Source organism: Duganella caerulea, assembly GCF_040362985.1.
GTDB lineage: Bacteria > Pseudomonadota > Gammaproteobacteria > Burkholderiales > Burkholderiaceae_D > Rugamonas > Rugamonas vulcania.
The window spans coordinates 356,435-376,795 of sequence record NZ_BPWJ01000002.1 but is presented as its reverse complement, the minus strand read 5'-3'; the positions used below and the strand labels follow the sequence as shown (position 1 = coordinate 376,795).

Annotated in this window: 20 protein-coding genes; 1 reads left to right on the top strand and 19 read right to left on the bottom strand. The window is 63.9% G+C overall.

Annotated features, from left to right (window positions below; all coding sequences use genetic code 11):
• Positions 1 to 147 precede the first annotated feature (147 nt).
• The gene (locus ACUJB0_RS06505) at positions 148 to 1,635 is read left to right on the top strand and encodes a S41 family peptidase (protein WP_444844513.1); all 1,488 of its coding nucleotides are present in this window, start codon (positions 148 to 150) and stop codon (positions 1,633 to 1,635) included.
• 53 nt (positions 1,636 to 1,688) lie between these two features.
• Here ACUJB0_RS06505 and ACUJB0_RS06500 read toward each other — a convergent pair whose 3' ends face one another.
• The 19 genes from ACUJB0_RS06500 to ndk all read right to left on the bottom strand — a co-directional run bounded on the left by ACUJB0_RS06500 (position 1,689) and on the right by ndk (position 20,333).
• Positions 1,689 to 2,285 carry a MarC family protein gene (locus tag ACUJB0_RS06500; RefSeq protein WP_117013366.1) on the bottom strand — a complete coding sequence of 199 codons (597 nt, stop codon included), beginning with the start codon at positions 2,283 to 2,285 and terminating at the stop codon, positions 1,689 to 1,691.
• Between the two features lie 69 nt (positions 2,286 to 2,354).
• A complete protein-coding gene (locus ACUJB0_RS06495; RefSeq protein ID WP_444844512.1) occupies positions 2,355 to 3,002 on the bottom strand; it encodes a choice-of-anchor E domain-containing protein in 648 nt (215 codons plus the stop codon).
• 35 nt (positions 3,003 to 3,037) lie between these two features.
• Positions 3,038 to 3,706, bottom strand: a complete 669-nt coding sequence (locus tag ACUJB0_RS06490) for a choice-of-anchor E domain-containing protein (RefSeq protein ID WP_444844511.1) — start codon at positions 3,704 to 3,706, stop codon at positions 3,038 to 3,040.
• 215 nt (positions 3,707 to 3,921) lie between these two features.
• The gene (locus tag ACUJB0_RS06485; RefSeq protein ID WP_444844510.1) at positions 3,922 to 4,470 is read right to left on the bottom strand and encodes a phosphoribosyltransferase; all 549 of its coding nucleotides are present in this window, start codon (positions 4,468 to 4,470) and stop codon (positions 3,922 to 3,924) included.
• Between the two features lie 16 nt (positions 4,471 to 4,486).
• A complete protein-coding gene (locus ACUJB0_RS06480; protein ID WP_161083465.1) occupies positions 4,487 to 5,797 on the bottom strand; it encodes an adenylosuccinate synthase in 1,311 nt (436 codons plus the stop codon).
• A gap of 4 nt (positions 5,798 to 5,801) precedes the next feature.
• On the bottom strand, positions 5,802 to 6,962 hold the full coding sequence (locus ACUJB0_RS06475; RefSeq protein WP_161083464.1) for an ATP phosphoribosyltransferase regulatory subunit: 1,161 nt from the start codon (positions 6,960 to 6,962) through the stop codon (positions 5,802 to 5,804).
• Between the two features lie 153 nt (positions 6,963 to 7,115).
• The gene (gene hflC, locus ACUJB0_RS06470) at positions 7,116 to 8,027 is read right to left on the bottom strand and encodes a protease modulator HflC (RefSeq protein ID WP_444844509.1); all 912 of its coding nucleotides are present in this window, start codon (positions 8,025 to 8,027) and stop codon (positions 7,116 to 7,118) included.
• Positions 8,027 to 9,319, bottom strand: coding sequence for an FtsH protease activity modulator HflK (hflK, locus tag ACUJB0_RS06465; RefSeq protein WP_444844508.1), 1,293 nt, complete (start codon positions 9,317 to 9,319; stop codon positions 8,027 to 8,029). Before hflK ends, hflC begins: the two co-directional genes overlap by 1 nt.
• 17 nt (positions 9,320 to 9,336) lie before the next feature.
• Entirely contained in the window at positions 9,337 to 10,521 is a 1,185-nt protein-coding gene (gene hflX / locus ACUJB0_RS06460) for a GTPase HflX (protein WP_444844507.1), read from the bottom strand.
• 48 nt (positions 10,522 to 10,569) lie between these two features.
• The gene (hfq, locus tag ACUJB0_RS06455; RefSeq protein WP_117013357.1) at positions 10,570 to 10,806 is read right to left on the bottom strand and encodes an RNA chaperone Hfq; all 237 of its coding nucleotides are present in this window, start codon (positions 10,804 to 10,806) and stop codon (positions 10,570 to 10,572) included.
• 183 nt (positions 10,807 to 10,989) lie between these two features.
• On the bottom strand, positions 10,990 to 12,336 hold the full coding sequence (der, locus tag ACUJB0_RS06450) for a ribosome biogenesis GTPase Der (protein WP_117013356.1): 1,347 nt from the start codon (positions 12,334 to 12,336) through the stop codon (positions 10,990 to 10,992).
• 3 nt (positions 12,337 to 12,339) lie between these two features.
• Positions 12,340 to 13,476, bottom strand: coding sequence for an outer membrane protein assembly factor BamB (gene bamB, locus ACUJB0_RS06445; protein ID WP_444844506.1), 1,137 nt, complete (start codon positions 13,474 to 13,476; stop codon positions 12,340 to 12,342).
• Between the two features lie 47 nt (positions 13,477 to 13,523).
• Positions 13,524 to 14,177 carry a YfgM family protein gene (locus ACUJB0_RS06440; RefSeq protein ID WP_444844505.1) on the bottom strand — a complete coding sequence of 218 codons (654 nt, stop codon included), beginning with the start codon at positions 14,175 to 14,177 and terminating at the stop codon, positions 13,524 to 13,526.
• A 38-nt stretch (positions 14,178 to 14,215) separates the two neighbouring features.
• On the bottom strand, positions 14,216 to 15,559 hold the full coding sequence (gene hisS, locus ACUJB0_RS06435) for a histidine--tRNA ligase (protein WP_444844504.1): 1,344 nt from the start codon (positions 15,557 to 15,559) through the stop codon (positions 14,216 to 14,218).
• The gene (ispG, locus tag ACUJB0_RS06430) at positions 15,552 to 16,817 is read right to left on the bottom strand and encodes a flavodoxin-dependent (E)-4-hydroxy-3-methylbut-2-enyl-diphosphate synthase (RefSeq protein WP_444844503.1); all 1,266 of its coding nucleotides are present in this window, start codon (positions 16,815 to 16,817) and stop codon (positions 15,552 to 15,554) included. Before ispG ends, hisS begins: the two co-directional genes overlap by 8 nt.
• Positions 16,818 to 16,843: 26 nt before the next feature.
• A complete protein-coding gene (locus ACUJB0_RS06425) occupies positions 16,844 to 17,833 on the bottom strand; it encodes a helix-turn-helix domain-containing protein (RefSeq protein WP_444844502.1) in 990 nt (329 codons plus the stop codon).
• 13 nt (positions 17,834 to 17,846) lie between these two features.
• The gene (gene pilW / locus ACUJB0_RS06420; RefSeq protein WP_444844501.1) at positions 17,847 to 18,668 is read right to left on the bottom strand and encodes a type IV pilus biogenesis/stability protein PilW; all 822 of its coding nucleotides are present in this window, start codon (positions 18,666 to 18,668) and stop codon (positions 17,847 to 17,849) included.
• On the bottom strand, positions 18,668 to 19,840 hold the full coding sequence (gene rlmN, locus ACUJB0_RS06415) for a dual-specificity RNA methyltransferase RlmN (RefSeq protein WP_444844500.1): 1,173 nt from the start codon (positions 19,838 to 19,840) through the stop codon (positions 18,668 to 18,670). Before rlmN ends, pilW begins: the two co-directional genes overlap by 1 nt.
• A gap of 85 nt (positions 19,841 to 19,925) precedes the next feature.
• On the bottom strand, positions 19,926 to 20,333 hold the full coding sequence (gene ndk, locus ACUJB0_RS06410; protein WP_090314593.1) for a nucleoside-diphosphate kinase: 408 nt from the start codon (positions 20,331 to 20,333) through the stop codon (positions 19,926 to 19,928).
• Positions 20,334 to 20,361 lie beyond the last annotated feature (28 nt).

Here is a 20,361-nt window from a genome sequence, read left to right as displayed (position 1 = left end):
AAAAGAAAACCGGCTACGCTTTGAGGAGATGTAACCGGTTACATTTGATGTCGCAAAGTCTACGCGCCTTTTGACGAGCCTGTAAAGAGATTTTTGCAATATTGCTCAAAGCTGCTACGATTAGCTTTTTTGCAAGCACCTCGCCCGATGAAAACTTTTCTGGCCGCAACCCTGTTATTGACCACCGCCACCACCGCTTGCGCCTTCGAGCGCAAGGACTGGCTGGACGACTACGCGGCGCTGAAGACGGCGCTGGAGCAGCGCTACGCCAACCTGGCGTGGTTTGCCTCGCCGCAGGGCGGCGTGGACCTGCCGGCGCTCGACAAGCGCACCCGCCGCCTGCTGGAAACCGCCGAGGACGAGTCCATGACCAAGGCCGCGCTGTCGGCTTTCGTCAGTGGCTTCCATGATGGCCACTTCTCCACCGCCGGTGCCGTGCTGCAGCCGAAGATCGCACAGCCATTGGCGCTGCCCAAGGTCGACTATTCCCGCCTGAACGCCACGCAGGCCTGCGCCGCGCTGGGTTACGGGCCGGCGCGCGGCGCGGCGTTCTCGCTGCCGTTCGAGAGCCTGCCGGGCACCGTGCTGGAGGCCGACGGCCTGACGCGCGCCTTCCGCTCAGGCGTGGTCGCGGCGTCGGATGGGACGCGGTTCGGCGTGGTGCGCATCGCCCGCTTCCGCCAGCAGGACGCTTCCCCCGCCGCCTGCGAGCAGGCATGGTCGGAGCGGCAGGCCAAGGGGACGATGAGCGAGGCCGATGTCAAGCCGGTCAAGGAGGCCGCCAACGCGGCCTGGCTGCGCACGCTGGCGGCGCAGCTGCGCCACTTCCAGGAGCAGAAGGTGGCGGCGGTGATCGTCGATGTCGGCAACAACCCTGGCGGCAACGATACCGGCGACTGGGCGGTGCGCCTGTTCACCGGACGCGATGTGCATTCGGCCCGCATGATGATGAGCGCCGCGCCGCTGGCGGCCATGTATTTCGACGAGCAGCTGGACGGCCTGCGCCAGGCGCAGAAGGAACAGGGCGTGACGCCCGACGCGCAGGCCATGCTGGAGCAGTCGATCGCCGCGTTCGAGGCGCGCAAGGCCGGCATCGCGGCGCGCGGCTGCGACCTGTCGTGGGCGTGGAGCGAGCAGCGGCCATGGCAGCCCAGCGGCTGCAGCCGCCTGATCGACGCCGGCTACGCCAGCGGCCAGGCCAGCTATCTGCCGCCCAAGGCCTTCGGCAACCTGAAGATCGCCTCCAGCATTTACTGGGCGGCCGAGGTGGATGATCTGCGCGGCGCCTGGAACGGGCCGGTGTACGTGCTGACGGACGGCGGCACGGGATCGTCGGCGGAGATGTTTTCCGCGCTGATGCAGGACGCAGCCGGCGCGCGCATCGTCGGCCGTGCCAGCGCTGGCGACGGCTGCGGCTTCATGGCCGACGCGCCGCCGGTGGTGCTGCCGCATTCGCGCCTGCGCTACCGCGTCCCGAACTGCGTGCGCCTGCGGGCCGATGGCAGCGACGAGGTGGCCGGCGTCAAGCCCGACCTGCCCGTCCTGCCGGCCGAAAGCGAAAGCGACCGCGAACGCGCCTGGCGCCTGCTGGACACGGTGGCGGCCGACCTGCGCGCACGAAGCGCCAAGCCTTAGGGCGCCGTGGCGAACTCGCTGGCCGCCGACTTGCGCGCGTGCGGCATCCAGCCTTAGAGGGTCTTCACGAACTCGCGTATGCCGCCCAGCAGCATCTCGATCGACATCGCGGTCAGGATCAGGCCCATCAGGCGCTCGAAGGCGGTCATCACCTGAGGGCCCAGCACTTTCTGCAGGCGCTCGGCGCTGAGGAACACCGCCAGCCACACCACGCCCACGGCCGCCAGCGCGGCCACGTGGACCAGCACCTCGCCGGTGCTCTCGCGCGAGAACAGCAGCACCGTGGCCAGCGCCGACGGTCCGGCCAGCGCGGGGATCGCCAGCGGCACGATGAAGGGCTCACCGCCTTCGGTGCGGCCCAGCACGCCGTCCGGGTGCGGGAAGATCATGCGGATCGAGATCAGCAGCAGGATCACGCTGCCGCCGATGCGCAGCGACACTTCCGACAATTGCAGCGCGGTGAGGAAGTGGCGGCCGAAGAACATGAACACCAGCAGCAGCACGAAGGCGATCGCGCACTCGCGGATGACGATGCGCGAGCGGCGCGCCACCGGCACCGGGTTGAGCACGCTCGCGAACAGCGGCACGTTGCCGAACGGGTCGGTCACCAGCAGCAGCAGGATGAAGGTCTGGAAAAAATTCTGGGTCATGGTGTCTCGGGATTAAAAACAAAAAACGGGAGCCGAAGCTCCCGTTTGCAGTGTACCACCAGATTCAGCTTAAACCGACTTGCGGCGGCGTGCCACCACACCCATCAGGCCCAGGCCAGCCAGCAGCATGGCGTAGGTTTCCGGTTCCGGTACTGGCGCGGCTGTGTAGGTATAGGTCACCTTGGCGTAGCCGTCCATCAGAATGTCGGTACCATACTTGGCATTGCCGCCCGATGTCAGTGCCTGTCCCGAAACACCATCCAGGGTTGCCGAGAAAGTGCCGCTGCCGATGAAGGAGCCCAGGCTCGCAGGCAGGTTGAACGTCAGCGTTTTGCTCGTGCTCACTGGAGCCACGTCGGTGTGCTGGCTGGCGCCCGCGGCCAGCGTAAAGCTCGGGTCGATCCAGTTGGAGGTGGTGATGCTCTGGCCAGCCAGGGTAGCAGTCAGGTCGCCGCCGGTATGGATGACGAAGGTCGAACCGGTCGAAGCCTTGTTCTTGATGTCGATGTCACCGTGGATGGTGTTGAACAGTTCGAACTGCACCGAAGTCAGCGTACCCAGGCTGGCGTTGAACTGTGCGAAGCTCAACGAACCAGGATTGGATTCAACGTCCAGAATGGTGTCGATAACCGGGGTGGCTAGTACGGTGGCAGCCTGCGCGCCAAAAGCGACCGTCATGGCGGCGGCCGCGAACAGGGTTTTCGTGAATTTTTTCATGTTATATCCGCAATCGTTGTCGTGAGAGTCTAGTCTTAAGCCTGGGCCGAGCGCGATTTACGCTTGGCTGCGAAGGCTACAACGCCCATACCCAACAGCAGCATGCCGTAGGTTTCTGGCTCCGGTACCGGGGCCGCATTGAAGGTGTAGGTGACATGACCCTCGCCAATCGCCGAAGTGGTGTAGTCGGCGGTGATGCCGCTCGGGCTGACGGCGCTGCTGACGGCGGTGACGGACAACATGCCGGTAACGTCGCTGGTACCGGTGAACATCGAGAAGTAGTTGCTGCTCAGATCACCGGAAGCCAGCAACACGACGCTGTTATGGCCTGCGGGGACATCGGAGGTTTTCTTGACCGAGGTGACCGTGCTCGAGAACAGGGATTTGGTGTCAGTGCCAACTACCGAGTTGTCCGGCAGTTTCAGGGTCATCGTCGATGACAGGTCGATATCGACGAGCTTGTTGGTGCTCTTGACATTGGTCAGCAGCACATCGCCAGTGACGGTGGTGGAGTACGAAATGCTCACACCGGTCAGTACACCCTTGCTTGGGTCGAACTGCTTGACAGCCAGGGACGTCAGCAGGTCGGTGTAGCTTGGGCCGAAGGCGGCGATGTCGTAGGTGATCGTGTCGGCCATCGCAGGAGCCGCGAACACGCCAGCGGCTACGCAAATTGCTGCGGCGGCAAAGTTTTTCAATTTCATGCAAATTCCTTAAAAATGGTGGCCCAGGTGCGGCGCTGCCGCCACTTGCTAGATGATAGGGATCATAACACAAAATGTCCTATTTGCATTTCTTTTTGCACATGTAAGAGGACATATTTGCAACTTTAATTGCCCAGAAGTATTTATTCGTTGTCCATGGGAGACAAATAAAAAAAGCGGCCGGCGGCCGCTTTTCTGTAGAGCAATACAACGGCTTAGTTGCCGCTCTCGCCCTTCTTGATCCAGGCCGCCAGCTGGTGCGGGCGGATGCCGTCGTAGTCTTCGAACGGCTGGTGGATCCATGGGTTGTGCGGCAGTTCTTCCATCTGGTAGTCCGGCTTGAACACCGAGCTGCCCTTGGTCCAGATCACCGCCGAACGCACTTCGGTCACGCCTTCGAAGTTTTCCTTCAGGTGCTTCATCACCTTGACCAGCGTGACGCCCGAATCGGCCAGGTCGTCGACCAGCAGGATGCGGCCGCTCAGCGGGCCCTTGGTCATCGTCATGTATTTGGCGATGTCCAGGTCGCCGCGCACGGTGCCGGCTTCCTCGCGGTACGAGCTGGTCGACAGGATCGCCAGCGGCACGTCGAAGATGCGCGAGAACACGTCGCCCGGACGCACGCCGCCGCGCGCCAGGCACAGCACCTGGTCGAACTTCCAGCCGGACTCGTGCACCTTGAGCGCCAGGCGCTCGATCAGGCGGTGGTATTCATCCCAGGTGACCCAGAGGTGTTTTTCGTTGCTTTGTGGGGTCGTCGTCATGACTGATTCCTATTTGTTACTCGAATGGATGACGCAGCACGATCGTTTCTTCACGATCCGGACCGGTCGAAACCATGTCGACCGGCACGCCGACCAACTCTTCGATACGTTTGATGTAAGCGCGGGCGGTGGCCGGCAGCGCCGCCAGCGACTTGGCGCCCACGGTGCTTTCGGTCCAACCCGGCATTTCTTCGTACACCGGCACGCAACGGGCGGCTTCTTCAGCGCCGGACGGGAAGATGTCCACGGCCACGCCGTCGATGGTGTAGCCGGTGCACAGCTTCAGCGATTCCAGGCCGTCCAGGACGTCCAGCTTGGTCAGGCACATGCCCGTCACGCCGTTGATCTGCACCGAACGGCGCAGCAGCGCCGCGTCGAACCAGCCGCAGCGGCGGGCGCGGCCCGTCACGGTGCCGAATTCGTGGCCCACTTGCGCCAGGTGATGGCCGACGCCTGCATCGGTAGGCAGTTCCGAAGGGAACGGGCCGGAGCCGACGCGGGTGGTGTAGGCCTTGGTGATGCCCATGATGTAGTGCAGCATGTTCGGACCGACGCCGGCGCCGGCGGCGGCATTGCCGGCCACGCAGTTCGACGAGGTGACGAACGGATAGGTGCCGTGGTCGACGTCCAGCAGCGAGCCCTGCGCGCCTTCGAACAACAGGTTGGCGCCGGCCTTGTGCGCGGCGTACAGCGCGCTCGACACGTCGGTCACCATCGGACGCAGGCGCGGCACGTAGGCCAGCGCGTCTTCCAGCGTCTTCTGATAGTCGACCTTAGGAGCCTTCAGGTAGTTTTCCAGCACGAAGTTGTGGTAGTCCAGGTTCTCGGCCAGTTTCTCGGCGAAGCGCTTTTCGTTCAGCAGGTCGGCGACGCGGATCGCGCGGCGCGCGACCTTGTCTTCGTAGGCCGGGCCGATGCCCTTGCCGGTGGTGCCGATCTTGGCTTCGCCGCGCTTGGCTTCACGGGCCAGGTCCAGCGCCGAGTGGTAAGGCAGGATCACCGGAGCGGCGTCCGACACCTTCAGGCGCGAGGCGACTTCGACGCCGACTTTTTCCAGCTTGTCGATTTCGCGCAGCACGTCCGGCACCGACACCACCACACCGTTGCCGATGTAGCAGGCCACGCCAGGGCGCATGATGCCCGAAGGGATCAGCTGCAGCGCGGTCTTGACGCCGCCGATGACCAGCGTGTGGCCGGCGTTGTGGCCGCCCTGGAAGCGGACCACACCTTGTGCATGATCGGTCAACCAGTCGACGATCTTGCCTTTACCTTCATCGCCCCATTGGGTACCGATGACGACGACGTTTTTTGCGTTTTTCTTTGACATCACACTAACCTAAGTTTTTAAGAATCCAGTTGCTACCATTATCGTCGAGTACCAGAGCGCGGTCGCACTCGAACTCGTCCAGCTCGTTGCTGTGACCCGGCAAACTTTGGATCACGACTTCGCCGGACTTGCGCAGTTCGGCGATTTTTTCCTTCAACTCCGGCGCATTGCCCCACGGCGCGCGGATCGAATGCTTGCGCTCCGCGGTCGGCAACAGGCGCGCCAGTTCGCGCAGGTCGAGCGAGAAGCCGGTGGCGGGACGTGCCCGGCCGAAGGCCTCGCCTACGTGATCGTAACGGCCGCCGCGCGCCACCGCGTTCGGCAAGCCCGGCACATACAGCGCGAACATCGCGCCGCTTTCGTACTGGTAGCCGCGCAGGTCGGCCAGGTCGATCGCGACTTCGGCGCGGTCGATGGCGGATGCCGCCAGCGCGGCCAGCTCGGCCAGCGCCTTGGCGATGCCCGGCAGGTCCGGCAGCACTTCGCGGGCGCGCTTCAAAACTTCAACGTCGCCGTACAGGTTCGGCAGCGCCAGCAGCGCGTCGCGCACGGCCGGCGAATAATCTTGCGTCAGCGCCTGCAGGCCCGGCACGTCTTTGGCGCGCAGCAGCAGGTAGAGCTGGGCTTCGTCCCTCTTGGCGGCGGCGTCGCACTCCAGGATGGCGCGCAGCACGCCGACATGCGTCAGGTCCAGCCGCACTTCGGTGAAGCCGGCCAGGGCCAGCGAGGCCAATGCCAATTCCTGGATCTCGGCGTCCGCTTCCAGGCCGGCGTGACCGTAGATCTCGGCGCCGATCTGCAGCGGCTCGCGGGTGGCGTGCAGGCCCGACGGACGGGTATGCAGCACGCTGCCGGCGTAGCACAGGCGCGTGACCGAGGCGCGGTTCAACAGGTGGGCGTCGATGCGCGCCACCTGGATCGTCATGTCGGCGCGCAGGCCGAGCATGCGGCCCGACAGCTGGTCCACCAGTTTGAAGGTGCGCAGATCGGTGTCCTGGCCGGCGCCGGTCAACAGCGACTCCAGGTACTCCAGCAGCGGCGGCATCACCAGTTCATATCCGTACAGACGGAAATTATCCAGCATCAGACGACGCAACTCTTCGATCTTGCGTGCTTCCGACGGCAAAACGTCGGCGATATTCTCAGGCAAAAGCCAATTCGGCATGGGGAGGCAGTTTAAAAATGAACAATGTGGCGCACGCGCCGAGGCCCGTGAAGCGGAAGGCCGAACCTGATATTTTACGCGAAAATGCGTTGCGGGAGGGGAAAAAGATACGGGAGTAGCCATTCCCGCCCGAGGCGGAAATGGCTATACAACTTATTTTTTGGCGGGAGCCGCGGCAGGACCGGCGGCGCCGGAGCTCTTGAAGTACTTGAAGAAGTCCGAGCTCGAATCCATCACCATCACGTCGCCGTGGTTCTTGAAGGTTTCGCGGTAGGCCTGCAGGCTGCGGTAGAACTTGTAGAACTCCGGGTTCTTGCCGAACGCTTCGGCGTAGATCGCCGACGCCTTGGCATCGCCCTCGCCGCGGATCTGCTCGGCGTCGCGGTAGGCCTCGGCCAGGATCACGGCGCGCTGGCGGTCGGCGTCGGCGCGGATCTTCTCGGATTCGGCGTTACCGGTCGAACGCAGCTCGTTGGCCACGCGGGTGCGCTCGGCCTTCATGCGCTCGTACACCGAGTTGTTGATCTGCTCGACATACTCCACGCGCTTGAGGCGCACGTCGATGATCTCGACGCCGATCTGGGCCGACTCCGCCACCACCTTGGAGCGGATCGCCTCCATCACCTTGCCGCGCTGGCCGGAGATCACCTCGCCCACGGTGCGCTTGGTGATTTCCTCGTTCAGCGCAGCCTTGACGATCTGCGACATGCGGTCGCGGGCACGGCCCTCGTCGCCGCCGAAGGTCACGTAGTACAGCTTGGGCTGGTTCTCGGCACGGCCGATGCGCCACTTGACGAAGCTGTCGACCAGGATGTTCATCTTCTCGGCCGTGATGAAGCGTTCGGCGTCCGGAGGCTCGATGGTCATGATGCGGTTATCGAGGTAGACCACGTTCTGGAACGGCGGCGGCAGCTTGAAATGCAGGCCCGGCTCGCGTATCACTTCCTTGATCTGGCCCAGCGCGAACACGATGGCGTACTTGCGCTGGTCGACCACGAACATGGTCGACGACAGCAGCAGGAACGCGACGAAGGCCGCAATGAGGGTACTGGCTATGCGGTTCATTAACGACCCTCCCGTTCACGTAAGGCATCGCGGGCGCGTGAATCGCGCTGGCGACTGACTTCCACCTGCGGCATCACCTCGGCCGGCAGCGCGGACGACGACGGCGAGGCGGCAGCCTGCGCGGCGGCGCGGGCCGCGGCGGCGGCGCTGTCGGTGGCCGCGGCCTGGGCGATCAATTTATCCAGCGGCAGGTACAGCAGGTTGCTGCCGGACTTGGCGTCCACCATCACCTTGCTGGCGCTGGAGAAGATCTGCTGCATCGTCTCCAGGTACATGCGGTCGCGCGTGACGCCCGGCGCCTTCTGGTACTCGGCCAGCACCTGCTTGAAGCGCGAGGCGTTGCCGGTGGCGTTCTCGGTGATCATGGAGCGATAGCCTTCGGCCTCCTCCAGCAGGCGCGAGGCGCTGCCGCGCGCGCGCGGGATCACGTCGTTGGCGTAGGCCTGGCCTTCGTTCTTCTGGCGCTCGCGGTCCTGCCCTGCCCTGACGGCGTCGTCGAAGGCGATCTGCACCTGCTCCGGCGGCTGCACCGCCTGCAGGGTCACGTTCGAGACCAGCACGCCGGAGGCGTAGCGGTCGAGGATGTGCTGCATCAGCTGCTGGGTTTCGAGGGCGACCTTGTCGCGGCCCTCGTACAGCACGAAGTCCATCTTGTTCTTGCCGACGATTTCGCGGATCGAGGTCTCGGCCACCTGGCGCACGGTTTCCTCTTCGTCGCGGTTGTTCATCAGCCAGGCCACGGGGTCCTTGAGCTTGAACTGCACGGCGAACTGGATGTCGATGATGTTCTCGTCATCGGTGAGCATCAGCGATTCGCGCGGCTGCTTGTTCTTCAGGTCCTTGCGGTAGCCGATTTCCACCATGCGCATCTGCGAGACCCTGACGGTTTCGTCGCTCTGGAACGGATACGGCCAGCGCCAGTTGAAACCGGAACCGGTGGTGTGGCTGACCTTGCCGAAGGTGTAGACCACGCCGGTCTGGCCTTCCTGCACGATGAACGAGCCGCTGGCGAGCCAGATCAGCGCGATCACCGCGCCGATCGCGCCGGCGGTGGCGCGCATGCCGGCCAGGTCGGGACGGCCGCCGCCACTGCCACCGCCGCCACTGCCGTCGGGACGGTTCTTCTGGCCGAAGAAGCTGTTCAGGCGCTGGTTGAAATCGCGCCACAGCTGCTCCATGTCGGGCGGCCCTTCGCCGGGCTTCTTGCCTTCATTGGCTTGCGGCTTGCGGTCCTGCTTGTCCGAGCCCCAGCGGGGATCGTTCAGCGACAGCTTCAAGCCGAGACGTTTCATAAGTGACGAGACACGCATTAGTGTGATCCGACATGAGTAAGGGTGGGACTGCTATCCGGCTCCGCTGCTTCTTCGCCTGCTTCTTGGTCGGTTTCCTCGCCGGTGTCATAGGCCTGGTTGAGCCGGGCACCCGGCGCGCTCTTGGCCCATTCGACGATGGCGCCGCGCAGAAGGTCCAGTCCTTGACCGGTGCGCGCGCTGAGGAAAACGCGGGAAATCTTATCATATTCATCCCGCTCGACCGAGGGCTCCAGCCCCGCGGCGTCGATCTTGTTCCACACCAGGATCTGCGGGATATGATCGGCGCCGATCTCCTTGAGCACCAGGTTGACCTGCTCGATCTGCTCCATGCGCACCGGCGACGAGGCGTCGACGACGTGCAGCAGCAGGTCGGCGTGGATGGTCTCCTCCAGCGTGGCGCGGAACGCCGCCACCAGCTGGTGCGGCAGCTCGCGCACGAAACCGACCGTGTCCGAGATCACCACGTTGCCCACTTCCTGGCCCATGTAGACGCGGCGCGAGGTGGTGTCCAGCGTGGCGAACAATTGATCGGCGACATAAACCCCGGCCTTGGTGACGGCGTTGAACAGCGTCGACTTGCCGGCATTGGTATAGCCGACCAGCGACACCGAGAACGTCTGGCTGCGGCCGCGCGAACGGCGCTGGGTTTCATGCTGCTTGCGCAGCTTGTCCAGGCGCGCGCGCAGGGCCTTGACCCGCTCGCCGATCAGCCGGCGGTCGGTCTCCAGCTGCGTCTCGCCCGGGCCGCGCAAACCGATACCGCCCTTCTGACGCTCAAGGTGGGTCCAGCCGCGGATCAGGCGCGTGGCCAGATGCTGCAGCTGGGCCAACTCCACCTGCAGCTTGCCCTCGTGGGAGGCGGCGCGCTGGGCGAAGATGTCGAGAATCAGGCTGGTGCGGTCCAGCACCCGGATGTTCAGGCGCTTTTCCAGGTTGCGCTGCTGGGCAGGCGACAAGGCGTGGTTGAAGATGACGATTTCGATGCGGTGATCCAGCACGGCAAGACCGATCTCGTCGGCCTTGCCGCTGCCGACGAAATAGGCGGCGTCCGGTGAGGAACGCTTGGCCGTGATCGTCGTCACCGGTTCCGCACCTGCCGAACGGGCCAGCAGGTTCAGTTCCTCGACGCTGGCGGCAAAGTCGCCTTGACCGAAATCGATACCGACTAGGGCTGCGCGCATACGACGGTCAAGGCTGGGTGAGTTGAAAAGAAGCGGTGTTGCAAGCGCTTATTCCGCGTCGGATTCAATGTTGAGGTTGACGGCGCGTGCCGGTACCACGGTGGAGATGGCGTGCTTATAAACCATCTGGGTCACGGTGTTACGCAGCAGTACGACGTATTGGTCGAACGATTCGATATGGCCCTGCAGCTTGATGCCGTTGACCAGGTAGATCGAGACAGGAACATGCTCTTTGCGCAAGGCATTGAGGAATGGGTCTTGTAACAGTTGCCCTTTGTTGCTCATAACAGCTCCATTTTATGTTGTTGTGTTGGAATTGGAGGCGAAACGCTTAATTTCAAGTACGTGGCCCAGCGAAAGTCAAACAATTTTCGCTGAAACACCGTTCGCCAAGCCGGGAATGGTGCTTCTAAGCCACTGTAACCTGTTTTTGCCTTTTTTGCAGGGCGCACCCGCAAAAAAAACCGCTTATTTCGACTGTGTTTTTGCGAATGGATTTTTACCGGTGCGCAGTTCGATGCGCAGCGGCGTGCCCACCAGCTGGAAGGTGTCGCGGAAATGCTTTTCCAGATAGCGCTTGTACGGCTCGCCGACCGCGTCCAGGGCATTGCCGTGGATGACGATCACCGGCGGATTCATGCCGCCCTGGTGCGCATAGCGCAGCTTCGGACGGATCGACCCCTTGCGGCGCGGCTCCTGCTTTTCCACGGCCTCGATCAGGGCGCGGGTCAGCTTCGGCGTCGACAGATTGCACATGGCGGCGGCGTAGGCCGCGTCCACCGATTTCATCAGCGGGCCGATACCCTGCGACTTCAGCGCCGAGATGAAGTGCATCTTGGCGAAGGACAGGAAGTCCAGCTTGCGGTCGATGTCGATCTTGATTTCATCGCGCTCGTCGCTGCGCAGGCCGTCCCACTTGTTGACGGCGATGACCAGCGCGCGGCCGGTCTCCAGCACGAAGCCGGCGATGTGGGCGTCCTGCTCGGAGATGTCCTGCTGCGCGTCGAGCATCAGCACGACCACGTTCGCTTCCGAGATCGATTGCAGCGTCTTGACGACCGAGAATTTCTCGATCGCTTCGAACACCTTGCCGCGGCGGCGGATGCCGGCGGTGTCGATCAGCGTGTACTGCTTGCCTTCGCGCTCGAACGGAATCTCGATCGAGTCGCGGGTGGTGCCCGGCATGTCGAAGGCGATCACGCGCTCTTCGCCCACCAGGGTGTTGATCAGCGTGGACTTGCCGACGTTCGGACGGCCGACCAGCGCGATCTTGATGCCGTGGTCGGTCTTTTCCAGTTCTTCCGGATCTTCCGGACGCTGGGCGAAGGCCAGGTCCAGCGCCTCCTCCACCAGATCGGCGACGCCGTCGCCGTGCGCCGAGGAGATCGAGTATGGCTCGCCCAGTCCCAGCTCGTAGAAGTCGGCGACGACGGCGGTGTAGCGCATGCCTTCCGACTTGTTCACGACCAGCATGACCGGACGGCCGCTTTTACGCAGGAAGTCGGTAATGGTTTTGTCATGCGGCGTCAGGCCCTGGCGGCCGTCGACCAGGAACACGACGATGTCGGCTTCGGCCACGGCCTGCTTGGTCTGCAGCGCCATCTGATGCATGATGCCTTCCTTGGCGACCGGCTCGAAGCCGCCCGTGTCGATGACGAGGAAGGGACGTTCGCCGACACGGCCCTCGCCATAGTGACGATCTCGCGTCAACCCAGGCAAGTCCGCCACCAGCGCATCGCGCGAGCGGGTCAGACGATTGAACAAGGTCGATTTCCCTACATTGGGTCGACCCACTAGTGCGATTACCGGCTTCATTTTTTACTCGACCGCGAGAGCGGTCACTGTCCCTGATTGGGTTTGGAAAATCAAATTCGTGCCGGCGATGACAGGGTCCGATTGAATCGGGCTGCCATCGGTCGCGGCGCGACCTATAAGTGCGCCATCTTCCCGCGAGAGCAGATGGACGTAACCCTGGTAGTCGCCGACGGCCACTGCGCGGCCGTAGGAGACTGGCGTCGACAGGCGGCGGTAGGCCAGCTTGTCGTTCTTCCAGGCGTTGCTGCCGTTTTCACGGCTGTAGGCTGCAACTTCGCCTTTGTCGTCGGAGACGAATACAAAACGCTGGTCCACCGCCACGCCGACGTCGGACGAAGCAGGCTTGCTCCAGTGCGGCGCGCCGGTGATGGCGTCGAAGCAGGCCACGCGGCCCTGGTAGGACACGGCGCAGACATCTTTTTCCATGATCACCGGCGTGCCGGCGATGTCGGTGACGCGTTCCAGCTCGGTGGCGCCGCGCGGTTCGCCGACCACCACTTCAAAGCGCGCCAGGCCGGTGGCCAGGGTCAGCGACAGCAGCTTGCCGCCCGGCTGGGCCACGTACACGTTAGGACCGTTGATGACCATGCCCGGCGCGTTGCGCAGGGTCAGGGCCGGCGTCACGCGGGGCACGGTCCAGCGCTTGACGCCGGTCTTGGCTTCGTACGCGGTGATCTGGTTGTCGACACTGCGCACCACCACCACGCCGCCGCCCACCACCGGCGACGACAGCACTTCGCTGGTCGCCTGGGCTTTCCACAGCGGCTTGCCGTTGGCGTCGAACGCCAGGATGGTGCCCTTGACGCCACCGACCACGGTCACTTCGCCGTCGCTGCCGACACCGGCCGTGAGGTCGGAGCCGGTCTTGACGCGCCATTGCTCCTTGCCGGTGGCGGCATTCAGGCGCGCCAGCGCGCCGTCGGCGTCGGCCACGTACAGGCTGTCGCCCACCAGCGCCGGCGTGAAGACGGCGGTGCCGGCCTTGCCGATCGAGTATTTCCAGACCGTCTTGGGCGTGACGCCGCCCTTCAGTTCAACCAGCGGCGCCGGCTGGTTCTTGGTATCTTTGGACGAGAACAAGGAACAACCGGCCAACATCGCAAACACGCTTGCAGCAATAACTTTTTCGGTAATACGCATTTTTTAACCTTGATCTGGAGGCGCCGGCAGCGGCCGGCGCCGATGAATTACGCTGCGTCCTTGGCGGCCGGCACGGAGCCGCCGATGGCTTCAAGCTTCAGCTGGATCAGCTGGCGGCCCGGGTTCTTCTTGTCAGTCGCTTCCAGCGCGGCCTGGTAGGCGGCGCGGGCTTCGGTCAGCTTGTTCTGCGCGGCCAGCACGTCGCCCTTGCGGTCGGCCACCGAACCGGCGAACTGCGGCGCCACATCGCCGGACAGCACCTTCAGCGCTTCATCGTAGGCTTTCTCGTCCAGCAGCAGGCCGGCCAGGCGCACCTTGGCCACCGCCTTGAATTCGTCGCCGCCGTGTTCCACCGCCCATTGCAACTGGGCCTTGGCCGATTTCACGTCGTTCGCTTCGAAGCTGCTCTTGGCCGCCGTCAGTGCGCTCATCGAGGCATAGGCGGTGCCGCCGAATTTGGTCTCCATGTCGCCGGCGGCGCGCAGCACCTTGGCGTTGTCCTTCGCTTCCACCGCCGATTGCAGCTCGTCGTACAGCGCCGATGCTTGCGCGGCCTGGTTGCGCTGGTAGTAGTTCCAGCCGGTGAAGCCCGAATACGCGGCCAGGCCGGCGATCAGCACCCACGAGGTCAGGTTGCCGTATTTGTCCCACCACGCCTTGAGGGTCGCGATTTGTTCTTGTTCTTCGAGATCGTATGCCATGTCAGTTCGTCTACTCGTTATAGGTTATAAAAAACGGCTTAGTGATTGCAATGCTCGTCGTGCACGTGGTGGTGATGGTCGCCGCTGTCGGTGATCTGGTCGACCACGAAATCGACGACGTCGTCGAACGGCACCGTCGACTGCTGCTGGGCGCCCTCTTCCGCGCGCATCGACTTGACGCTGGCGGTGTGGTTGGCCACTTCGTCCTCGCCGATGATGACGGCGAAGGTCGCGCCGCTGCCGTCGGCTTTCTTCATCTGCGTCTTGAAGCTGCCAGGGCCGTTCGCGGTCGAGGCGTGCATGACCACATCCAGGCCGGCGTCGCGCAGGCGCTCGCCCAGCACGAAGGCTTGCAGCTGCGCGGCCTCGCCCTGGTGCACCAGGTAGACGTCGCACTGGTCGGGCGCGTCCGGCTCGCCGGCTTCCTTCATCAGCTCCAGCAGGCGCTCGATGCCCATCGCGAAACCGACGGCGGGCGTCGGCTTGCCGCCGAAGGAGGCGATCAGCGGATCGTAACGGCCGCCGGCGCACACGGTGCCTTGCGAGCCCAGTGCGTCCGTCACCCACTCGAAGACGGTGCGGTTGTAGTAATCGAGGCCGCGCACCAGGCGCGGGTTGATCACGTACGGGATGTTGTTGTGGTCGAGGATCTTGCGCACGCCGTTGAAGTGGGCCAGCGATTCCTCGCCCAGGTACTCCAGCAGTTTCGGTGCGGCGTTAACCATCTCCTGCATCGCAGGGTTCTTGGTGTCCAGGATGCGCAGCGGGTTGCTGTGCAGGCGGCGCTTGGCTTCGGCGTCGAGGAGGTCCTCGTGCTTTTCCAGGTAGGCGATCAGGTCGACGCGGTGGCGCGCGCGCTCTTCGGCGTCGCCGATCGAGTTCAGTTCGAGGCGGATGTTTTCCAGGCCCAGGTCATCCCACAGGCGGCGGCACATCATGATCATTTCGGCGTCGACGTCCGGGCCGTTGAAGCCGACGGCTTCGCAGCCGAACTGGTAGAACTGGCGATAGCGGCCGCGCTGCGGACGCTCGTGGCGGAACATCGGGCCGGTGTACCACAGGCGCTTCGGACCTTCGTAGACCAGGTTATGCTCGATCACCGCGCGCACCACGCCGGCCGTGCCTTCAGGGCGCAGGGTCAGCTTGTCGCCGTTCATCGAGTCCTCGAACGAATACATTTCCTTTTCCACGATGTCGGTCACGGCGCCGATGGCGCGCGAGAACAGCGCGGTGTTTTCCACGATCGGCGTGCGGACTTGCTGGAAGCCATAGCTCTGCACCACCGATTGCGCGGTGTTCTCGAACAGCTGCCACAGATGGGAGTCGGCCGGCAGGATGTCGTTCATGCCTTTGACGGCGGTGATTTTTTCAGTTTTAGACATATTCTTTACTGTAGTTCTTCTTAACGTAATTCAGCACGATTTCCTGGAACTCCTCGACGATGCGCTCACCGCGCAGCGTGGCGAACTTGGCGCCGTCGACAAACACCGGCGCGGCCGGCGATTCGCCGGTGCCCGGCAGGCTGATGCCGATGTTGGCGTGCTTCGATTCGCCGGGGCCGTTGACGATGCAGCCCATCACGGCCACGTTCATCGCCTCCACGCCCGGATAGGTCTTTTTCCATTCCGGCATCTGGTCGCGCAGATAGGTCTGGATGTTGTCGGCCAGTTCCTGGAAGGTGGTCGAGGTGGTGCGGCCGCAACCCGGGCACGCGATCACCATCGGTGTGAATTTGCGCAGGCCCATGGTCTGCAGGATCTCCTGGCCGACCACCACTTCCTTGGTGCGGTCGCCGCCCGGTTCCGGCGTCAGCGAGATGCGGATGGTGTCGCCGATGCCCTCTTGCAGCAGCACCGACAGCGCGGCCGTCGAGGCGACGATGCCCTTGCTGCCCATGCCGGCCTCGGTCAGGCCCAGGTGCAGCGGATAGTCGCAGCGCCTGGCCAGTTCGCGGTACACGGCGATCAGGTCCTGCACGCCCGAGACTTTGCACGACAGGATGATCTTGTCGCGGCCCAGGCCCAGCTCCTCGGCGCGCACGGCGTTCTCGATGGCGGAGGTGATCAGCGCCTCGTACATCACCGCCTGCGCGGACCACGGCTCGGCGCGGCCGGCGTTTTCGTCCATGATGCGGGCCAGCAGCGCCTGATCCAGGCTGCCCCAGTTGACGCCGATGCGCACCGGCTTGTCGTAGCGCGCGGCCACTTCGATCATCTGAGCGAATTGCGTATCGCGCTTGGCGCCCTTGCCGACGTTGCCCGGATTGATGCGGTACTTCGACAGCGCTTTCGCGCAGTCGGGATACTCGTTGAGCAGCGTGTGGCCGTTGTAGTGGAAGTCGCCGACCAGCGGCACGTCGATGTCCATCTTGTCCAGCTGCTCGCGGATGTACGGCACGGCGGCGGCGGCTTCGGGACGGTCCACCGTCAGGCGCACCAGCTCCGAACCGGCACGCGCCAGTTCCTTGATCTGGATGGCGGTCTCGATCACGTTGGCGGTGTCGGTATTGGTCATCGACTGCACCACCACGGGGGCGTCGCCGCCCACCCAGATCTTGCGCTGGCCGTGCGAAACCAGCACGCTGCGGCTGGCGCGGCGATTCGATGGTCCCGAAGGAATAGCTGTTTGCGTTGAAGACATGATCGTTCTATTCGTACTCGTTTAACTTATTTGATGTTCACGCGCGAGATCGTGCCGCCGGCCACCGGTGGCAGCGCCAGCGGCGCACCGCCCAGCGTCGCTTCCACGCCGGCCGGTTTGCCGACGATCAGCAGCGCCGGGTCCTTGATGTCGAAGGTCTCGGTACTGCCGGCCTTCACCAGGCGCGAAATCAGCGGCGTCGTGCCTGGACGGCGGATCTCAACCCACGAATCCTGCGTCACCTTCAGCACCAGCTGGCTGCCGCTGGCGGCGACCGGCGCGGCGGCCGGCGGCGATACCTGTGCCACCGGCGCGGCCGGAGCAGGTGCCGCTGGTGCCGGCGCTGGCGGCGTCGCTTGAGCGGCGGCTGGCGCGGCGTCGTTGCTGGTCCCGCCAGGCGGCGGCACGGAAATCAGCGGCACGCTTGGCGACTGCAACGGCGCGGTTTCCTGGCCCGGCTTGACCAGCGTGGTCTCGATCGGCGCGACGGCGGCATCGGCCGGCTTGGAGGCCTCGGCGGCCGCGCTGGCCGGCGCTTCCTTGTCGGCGCGCTGGAACAGCGTGGCCGGAATCAGGCCGGCCTGGTAGGCGTACGCGCCGGCGGCGGCAACCACCACCACGGCGGCGGCGCCCACCAGCCATGCGGTAGGCGTGGACGAACGGCCGGTCATCGACGGGAAGCGCGACTCGGTGAAGGTGGCCGCGATTTCCTTGCGCGGCGGCGCCGCTTCATGGCTGGTCGGCGAGATCACTTCGATCATCGCCACCAGCGGCGTGGCGTCGATCTTCACGACCTTGGCGTAGGCGCGCACGAAACCGCGCACCACGGCCATGTTGGGCAGCGCGGCGTAGTCGCCCGCTTCAAGCGCCTTGACCTGGCGCGGCGCCAGTTTCAGCTGGTCGGCAATCTGTTCGACCGTCAGTCCCATCGCTTCGCGCTGGGCCGCCAGTTGTGCTCCGGGCGTGGCCAGGCTGCTGCCCTGGTCCTTTGGCGGTTCTGCCCACTCTGAATTCATTGGTATCCCTGTTTCACTCATCAAACGCCCCACGTTGATAAGCAGCATACTCGGCCGAACCGGGGTGGTGGCGGCGCAATTGCGTCGCCCAGCCAGCTTCCGCACCGGTGTCGCCCAGCTTATGCTGCACCTTAATCCCGAGCCACAGCACATCGGCCGTCAGGCTCTCCATCTTTGCCACCTTGTTCAGACGGGTAATGAAGAAATTGGCGCGGATATAATCGCGCTTTTCAAAATAAACCCGCGCCAGATTGGCGTTGGTGGCCGGCAGGTCGGGCGTCAACTGCAAGGCTTGCAGCAGATAACGCTCCGCGCTGGCGTAATCCTTGATCTTCAATGCGCAGGAACCGGCGTTGTTCGCGGCGTTGGCCGGCGAACGGTAGGCGTGGTTGGCGAGGGCCGCGTCGAACAGCGGCAGCGCCTCGGCCACCCGGCCGGTCTGGCACAGGAAGGACCCGTAATTGTTGGCCAAATCCGGATTGCCCGGCGCCAGTTTGCGGGCCCGCACGAAGTTGTCCTCGGCCAGCGCGTTCTCGCCCATGGCCTGGTAAATCAGGCCACGCATGCCGTAGCCGTCGGCGTAATTCGGATCGGCGGCCAGCGCCAGCTTGACTTCGTCCAGCGCGAACGGGTACTGCCCCTGTTCGTAGTAGCCCACCGCCAGCTGCATGCGGATGTCGACCTTGCGCTGGGCCGCGGTCTGGTCCGACACCGTCGCCAACTCGGCCTGGCCGCTCTTGCCGCGCTCAGGTCCCGGCGACGCGCAGCCAGCCAGCGCCCCTGCCGCGCACAAGGCGGCGAGACTGAGCCGGCTCCGCTGCGCCAGGAAGGTCATCAGGAACGGATCTCCACGATCTTGCCGAAGTTGGCGCCGAATTTTTGCTGGTACTCGGCCATCTTCTCCATGCGCTGGGCCACCTTGGTGCGGTCCTGGACTTCGCCGGCCAGCTGGCCGCAGGCGGCGTCGATGTCGTCGCCGCGCGTCTTGCGGATGGTGGTGACGATGCCGCCGTCGACCAGGATCTGGGCGAAGGCCTTGATGCGCGGGTTCTTGGAGCGCAGCAGGCCCGATTCCGGGAAGGGATTGAACGGAATCAGGTTGAATTTGCAGTTGACGCCGAACTCGCGGTCCTGCACCAGGGCCAGCAGTTCACGGGCGTTCTCGTCGGAGTCGTTGACGCCGTCGAGCATGCAGTACTCGAAGGTGATGAAGTCGCGCGGCGCGAATTCCAGGTAGCGCTTGCAGGCGGCCATCAGCTCCTTGAGCGGATATTTTTTGTTCAGCGGGATCAGGCTGTCGCGCAGCGGGTCGTTCGACGCGTGCAGCGAGACGGCCAATGCCACCGGCACTTCCTGCGACAGCTTGTCCATCATCGGCACCACGCCGGAGGTCGACAGCGTGACGCGGCGGCGCGACAGGCCGTAGGCGTTATCGTCCAACATCAGCTTGAGCGCGGTGGCGGTCGGCTCGAAGTTCAGCAGCGGCTCGCCCATGCCCATCATGACCACGTTGGTGATCTGGCGTTCGCCCTTCGGGCCGGGATCGATGCCCTTGGTGCGGCGCAGTTCGAACTCCGCCATCCACAGCTGGCCGATGATCTCGCCCACCGTGAGGTTGCGCGAGAAGCCCTGCTTGCCGGTCGAGCAGAAGCGGCAGTTGACGGCGCAGCCGGCCTGGGTGGAGATGCACAGCGTGCCGCGGTTCTCTTCCGGGATGTACACGGTTTCGACCGCGTTGCCGTTGCCGACGTCGACCAGCCATTTGCGGGTGCCGTCGGTGGACGTGTGGTCGCTGATGATGGCCGGCGCCGTGACGTGGGCGCGGGTTTTCAGTTTGTCGCGCAGCGACTTGGCCAGATCGGTCATGCTGTCGAAATCCGACGCACCGAATTGGTGGATCCAGCGTTGCAGTTGCTTGGCGCGGAACGGCTTCTCTCCCAACTCGGCGCAATAAGCGATGAGCTGCGCGGGATCGAAGTCCAGCAAGTTGGTCGAAGTAGCGTTCATATTCAGGTTCAAAACAGTTCTAAAAAATTCCGCTTCCGCGCGCTGCGTCGAAACCCGGCGGCGGAAACGGTGGTCTTACAAAAAATTACTTACCGAAGAAGTAAGCGATTTCAACAGCAGCAGCTTCGACAGCGTCGGAACCGTGGACAGCGTTGGCATCGATCGAGTCAGCGAAGTCGGCGCGGATGGTGCCTTTTTCTGCTTTCTTAGGATCGGTGGCGCCCATCAGTTCGCGGTTCTTCAGAACTGCGTTCTCGCCTTCCAGGGCCTGGATCATGACTGGGCCGGAGACCATGAAGTCAACCAGGTCCTTGAAGAAACCGCGCTCTTTGTGAGCGGCGTAGAAGCCTTCGGCCTCTTCACGCGACAGCTGCTTCATCTGAGCGGCAACGATCTTCAGGCCAGCGCCTTCGAAACGGCTGTAGATTTGGCCGATTACGTTTTTAGCGACTGCGTCTGGTTTGATGATCGACAGGGTGCGTTCGATTGCCATTTAAAAAACTCCAATAAAAAGAAAGGTT

Coding starts and splice junctions, on each gene's coding strand:
- ACUJB0_RS06505 (WP_444844513.1), top strand. CDS start 148: ATGAAAACTTTTCTGGCCGCAACCCTGTTATTGACCACCGCCACCACC.
- ACUJB0_RS06500 (WP_117013366.1), bottom strand. CDS start 2,285: ATGACCCAGAATTTTTTCCAGACCTTCATCCTGCTGCTGCTGGTGACC.
- ACUJB0_RS06495 (WP_444844512.1), bottom strand. CDS start 3,002: ATGAAAAAATTCACGAAAACCCTGTTCGCGGCCGCCGCCATGACGGTC.
- ACUJB0_RS06490 (WP_444844511.1), bottom strand. CDS start 3,706: ATGAAATTGAAAAACTTTGCCGCCGCAGCAATTTGCGTAGCCGCTGGC.
- ACUJB0_RS06485 (WP_444844510.1), bottom strand. CDS start 4,470: ATGACGACGACCCCACAAAGCAACGAAAAACACCTCTGGGTCACCTGG.
- ACUJB0_RS06480 (WP_161083465.1), bottom strand. CDS start 5,797: ATGTCAAAGAAAAACGCAAAAAACGTCGTCGTCATCGGTACCCAATGG.
- ACUJB0_RS06475 (WP_161083464.1), bottom strand. CDS start 6,962: ATGCCGAATTGGCTTTTGCCTGAGAATATCGCCGACGTTTTGCCGTCG.
- hflC (WP_444844509.1), bottom strand. CDS start 8,027: ATGAACCGCATAGCCAGTACCCTCATTGCGGCCTTCGTCGCGTTCCTG.
- hflK (WP_444844508.1), bottom strand. CDS start 9,319: ATGAAACGTCTCGGCTTGAAGCTGTCGCTGAACGATCCCCGCTGGGGC.
- hflX (WP_444844507.1), bottom strand. CDS start 10,521: ATGCGCGCAGCCCTAGTCGGTATCGATTTCGGTCAAGGCGACTTTGCC.
- hfq (WP_117013357.1), bottom strand. CDS start 10,806: ATGAGCAACAAAGGGCAACTGTTACAAGACCCATTCCTCAATGCCTTG.
- der (WP_117013356.1), bottom strand. CDS start 12,336: ATGAAGCCGGTAATCGCACTAGTGGGTCGACCCAATGTAGGGAAATCG.
- bamB (WP_444844506.1), bottom strand. CDS start 13,476: ATGCGTATTACCGAAAAAGTTATTGCTGCAAGCGTGTTTGCGATGTTG.
- ACUJB0_RS06440 (WP_444844505.1), bottom strand. CDS start 14,177: ATGGCATACGATCTCGAAGAACAAGAACAAATCGCGACCCTCAAGGCG.
- hisS (WP_444844504.1), bottom strand. CDS start 15,559: ATGTCTAAAACTGAAAAAATCACCGCCGTCAAAGGCATGAACGACATC.
- ispG (WP_444844503.1), bottom strand. CDS start 16,817: ATGTCTTCAACGCAAACAGCTATTCCTTCGGGACCATCGAATCGCCGC.
- ACUJB0_RS06425 (WP_444844502.1), bottom strand. CDS start 17,833: ATGAATTCAGAGTGGGCAGAACCGCCAAAGGACCAGGGCAGCAGCCTG.
- pilW (WP_444844501.1), bottom strand. CDS start 18,668: ATGACCTTCCTGGCGCAGCGGAGCCGGCTCAGTCTCGCCGCCTTGTGC.
- rlmN (WP_444844500.1), bottom strand. CDS start 19,840: ATGAACGCTACTTCGACCAACTTGCTGGACTTCGATCCCGCGCAGCTC.
- ndk (WP_090314593.1), bottom strand. CDS start 20,333: ATGGCAATCGAACGCACCCTGTCGATCATCAAACCAGACGCAGTCGCT.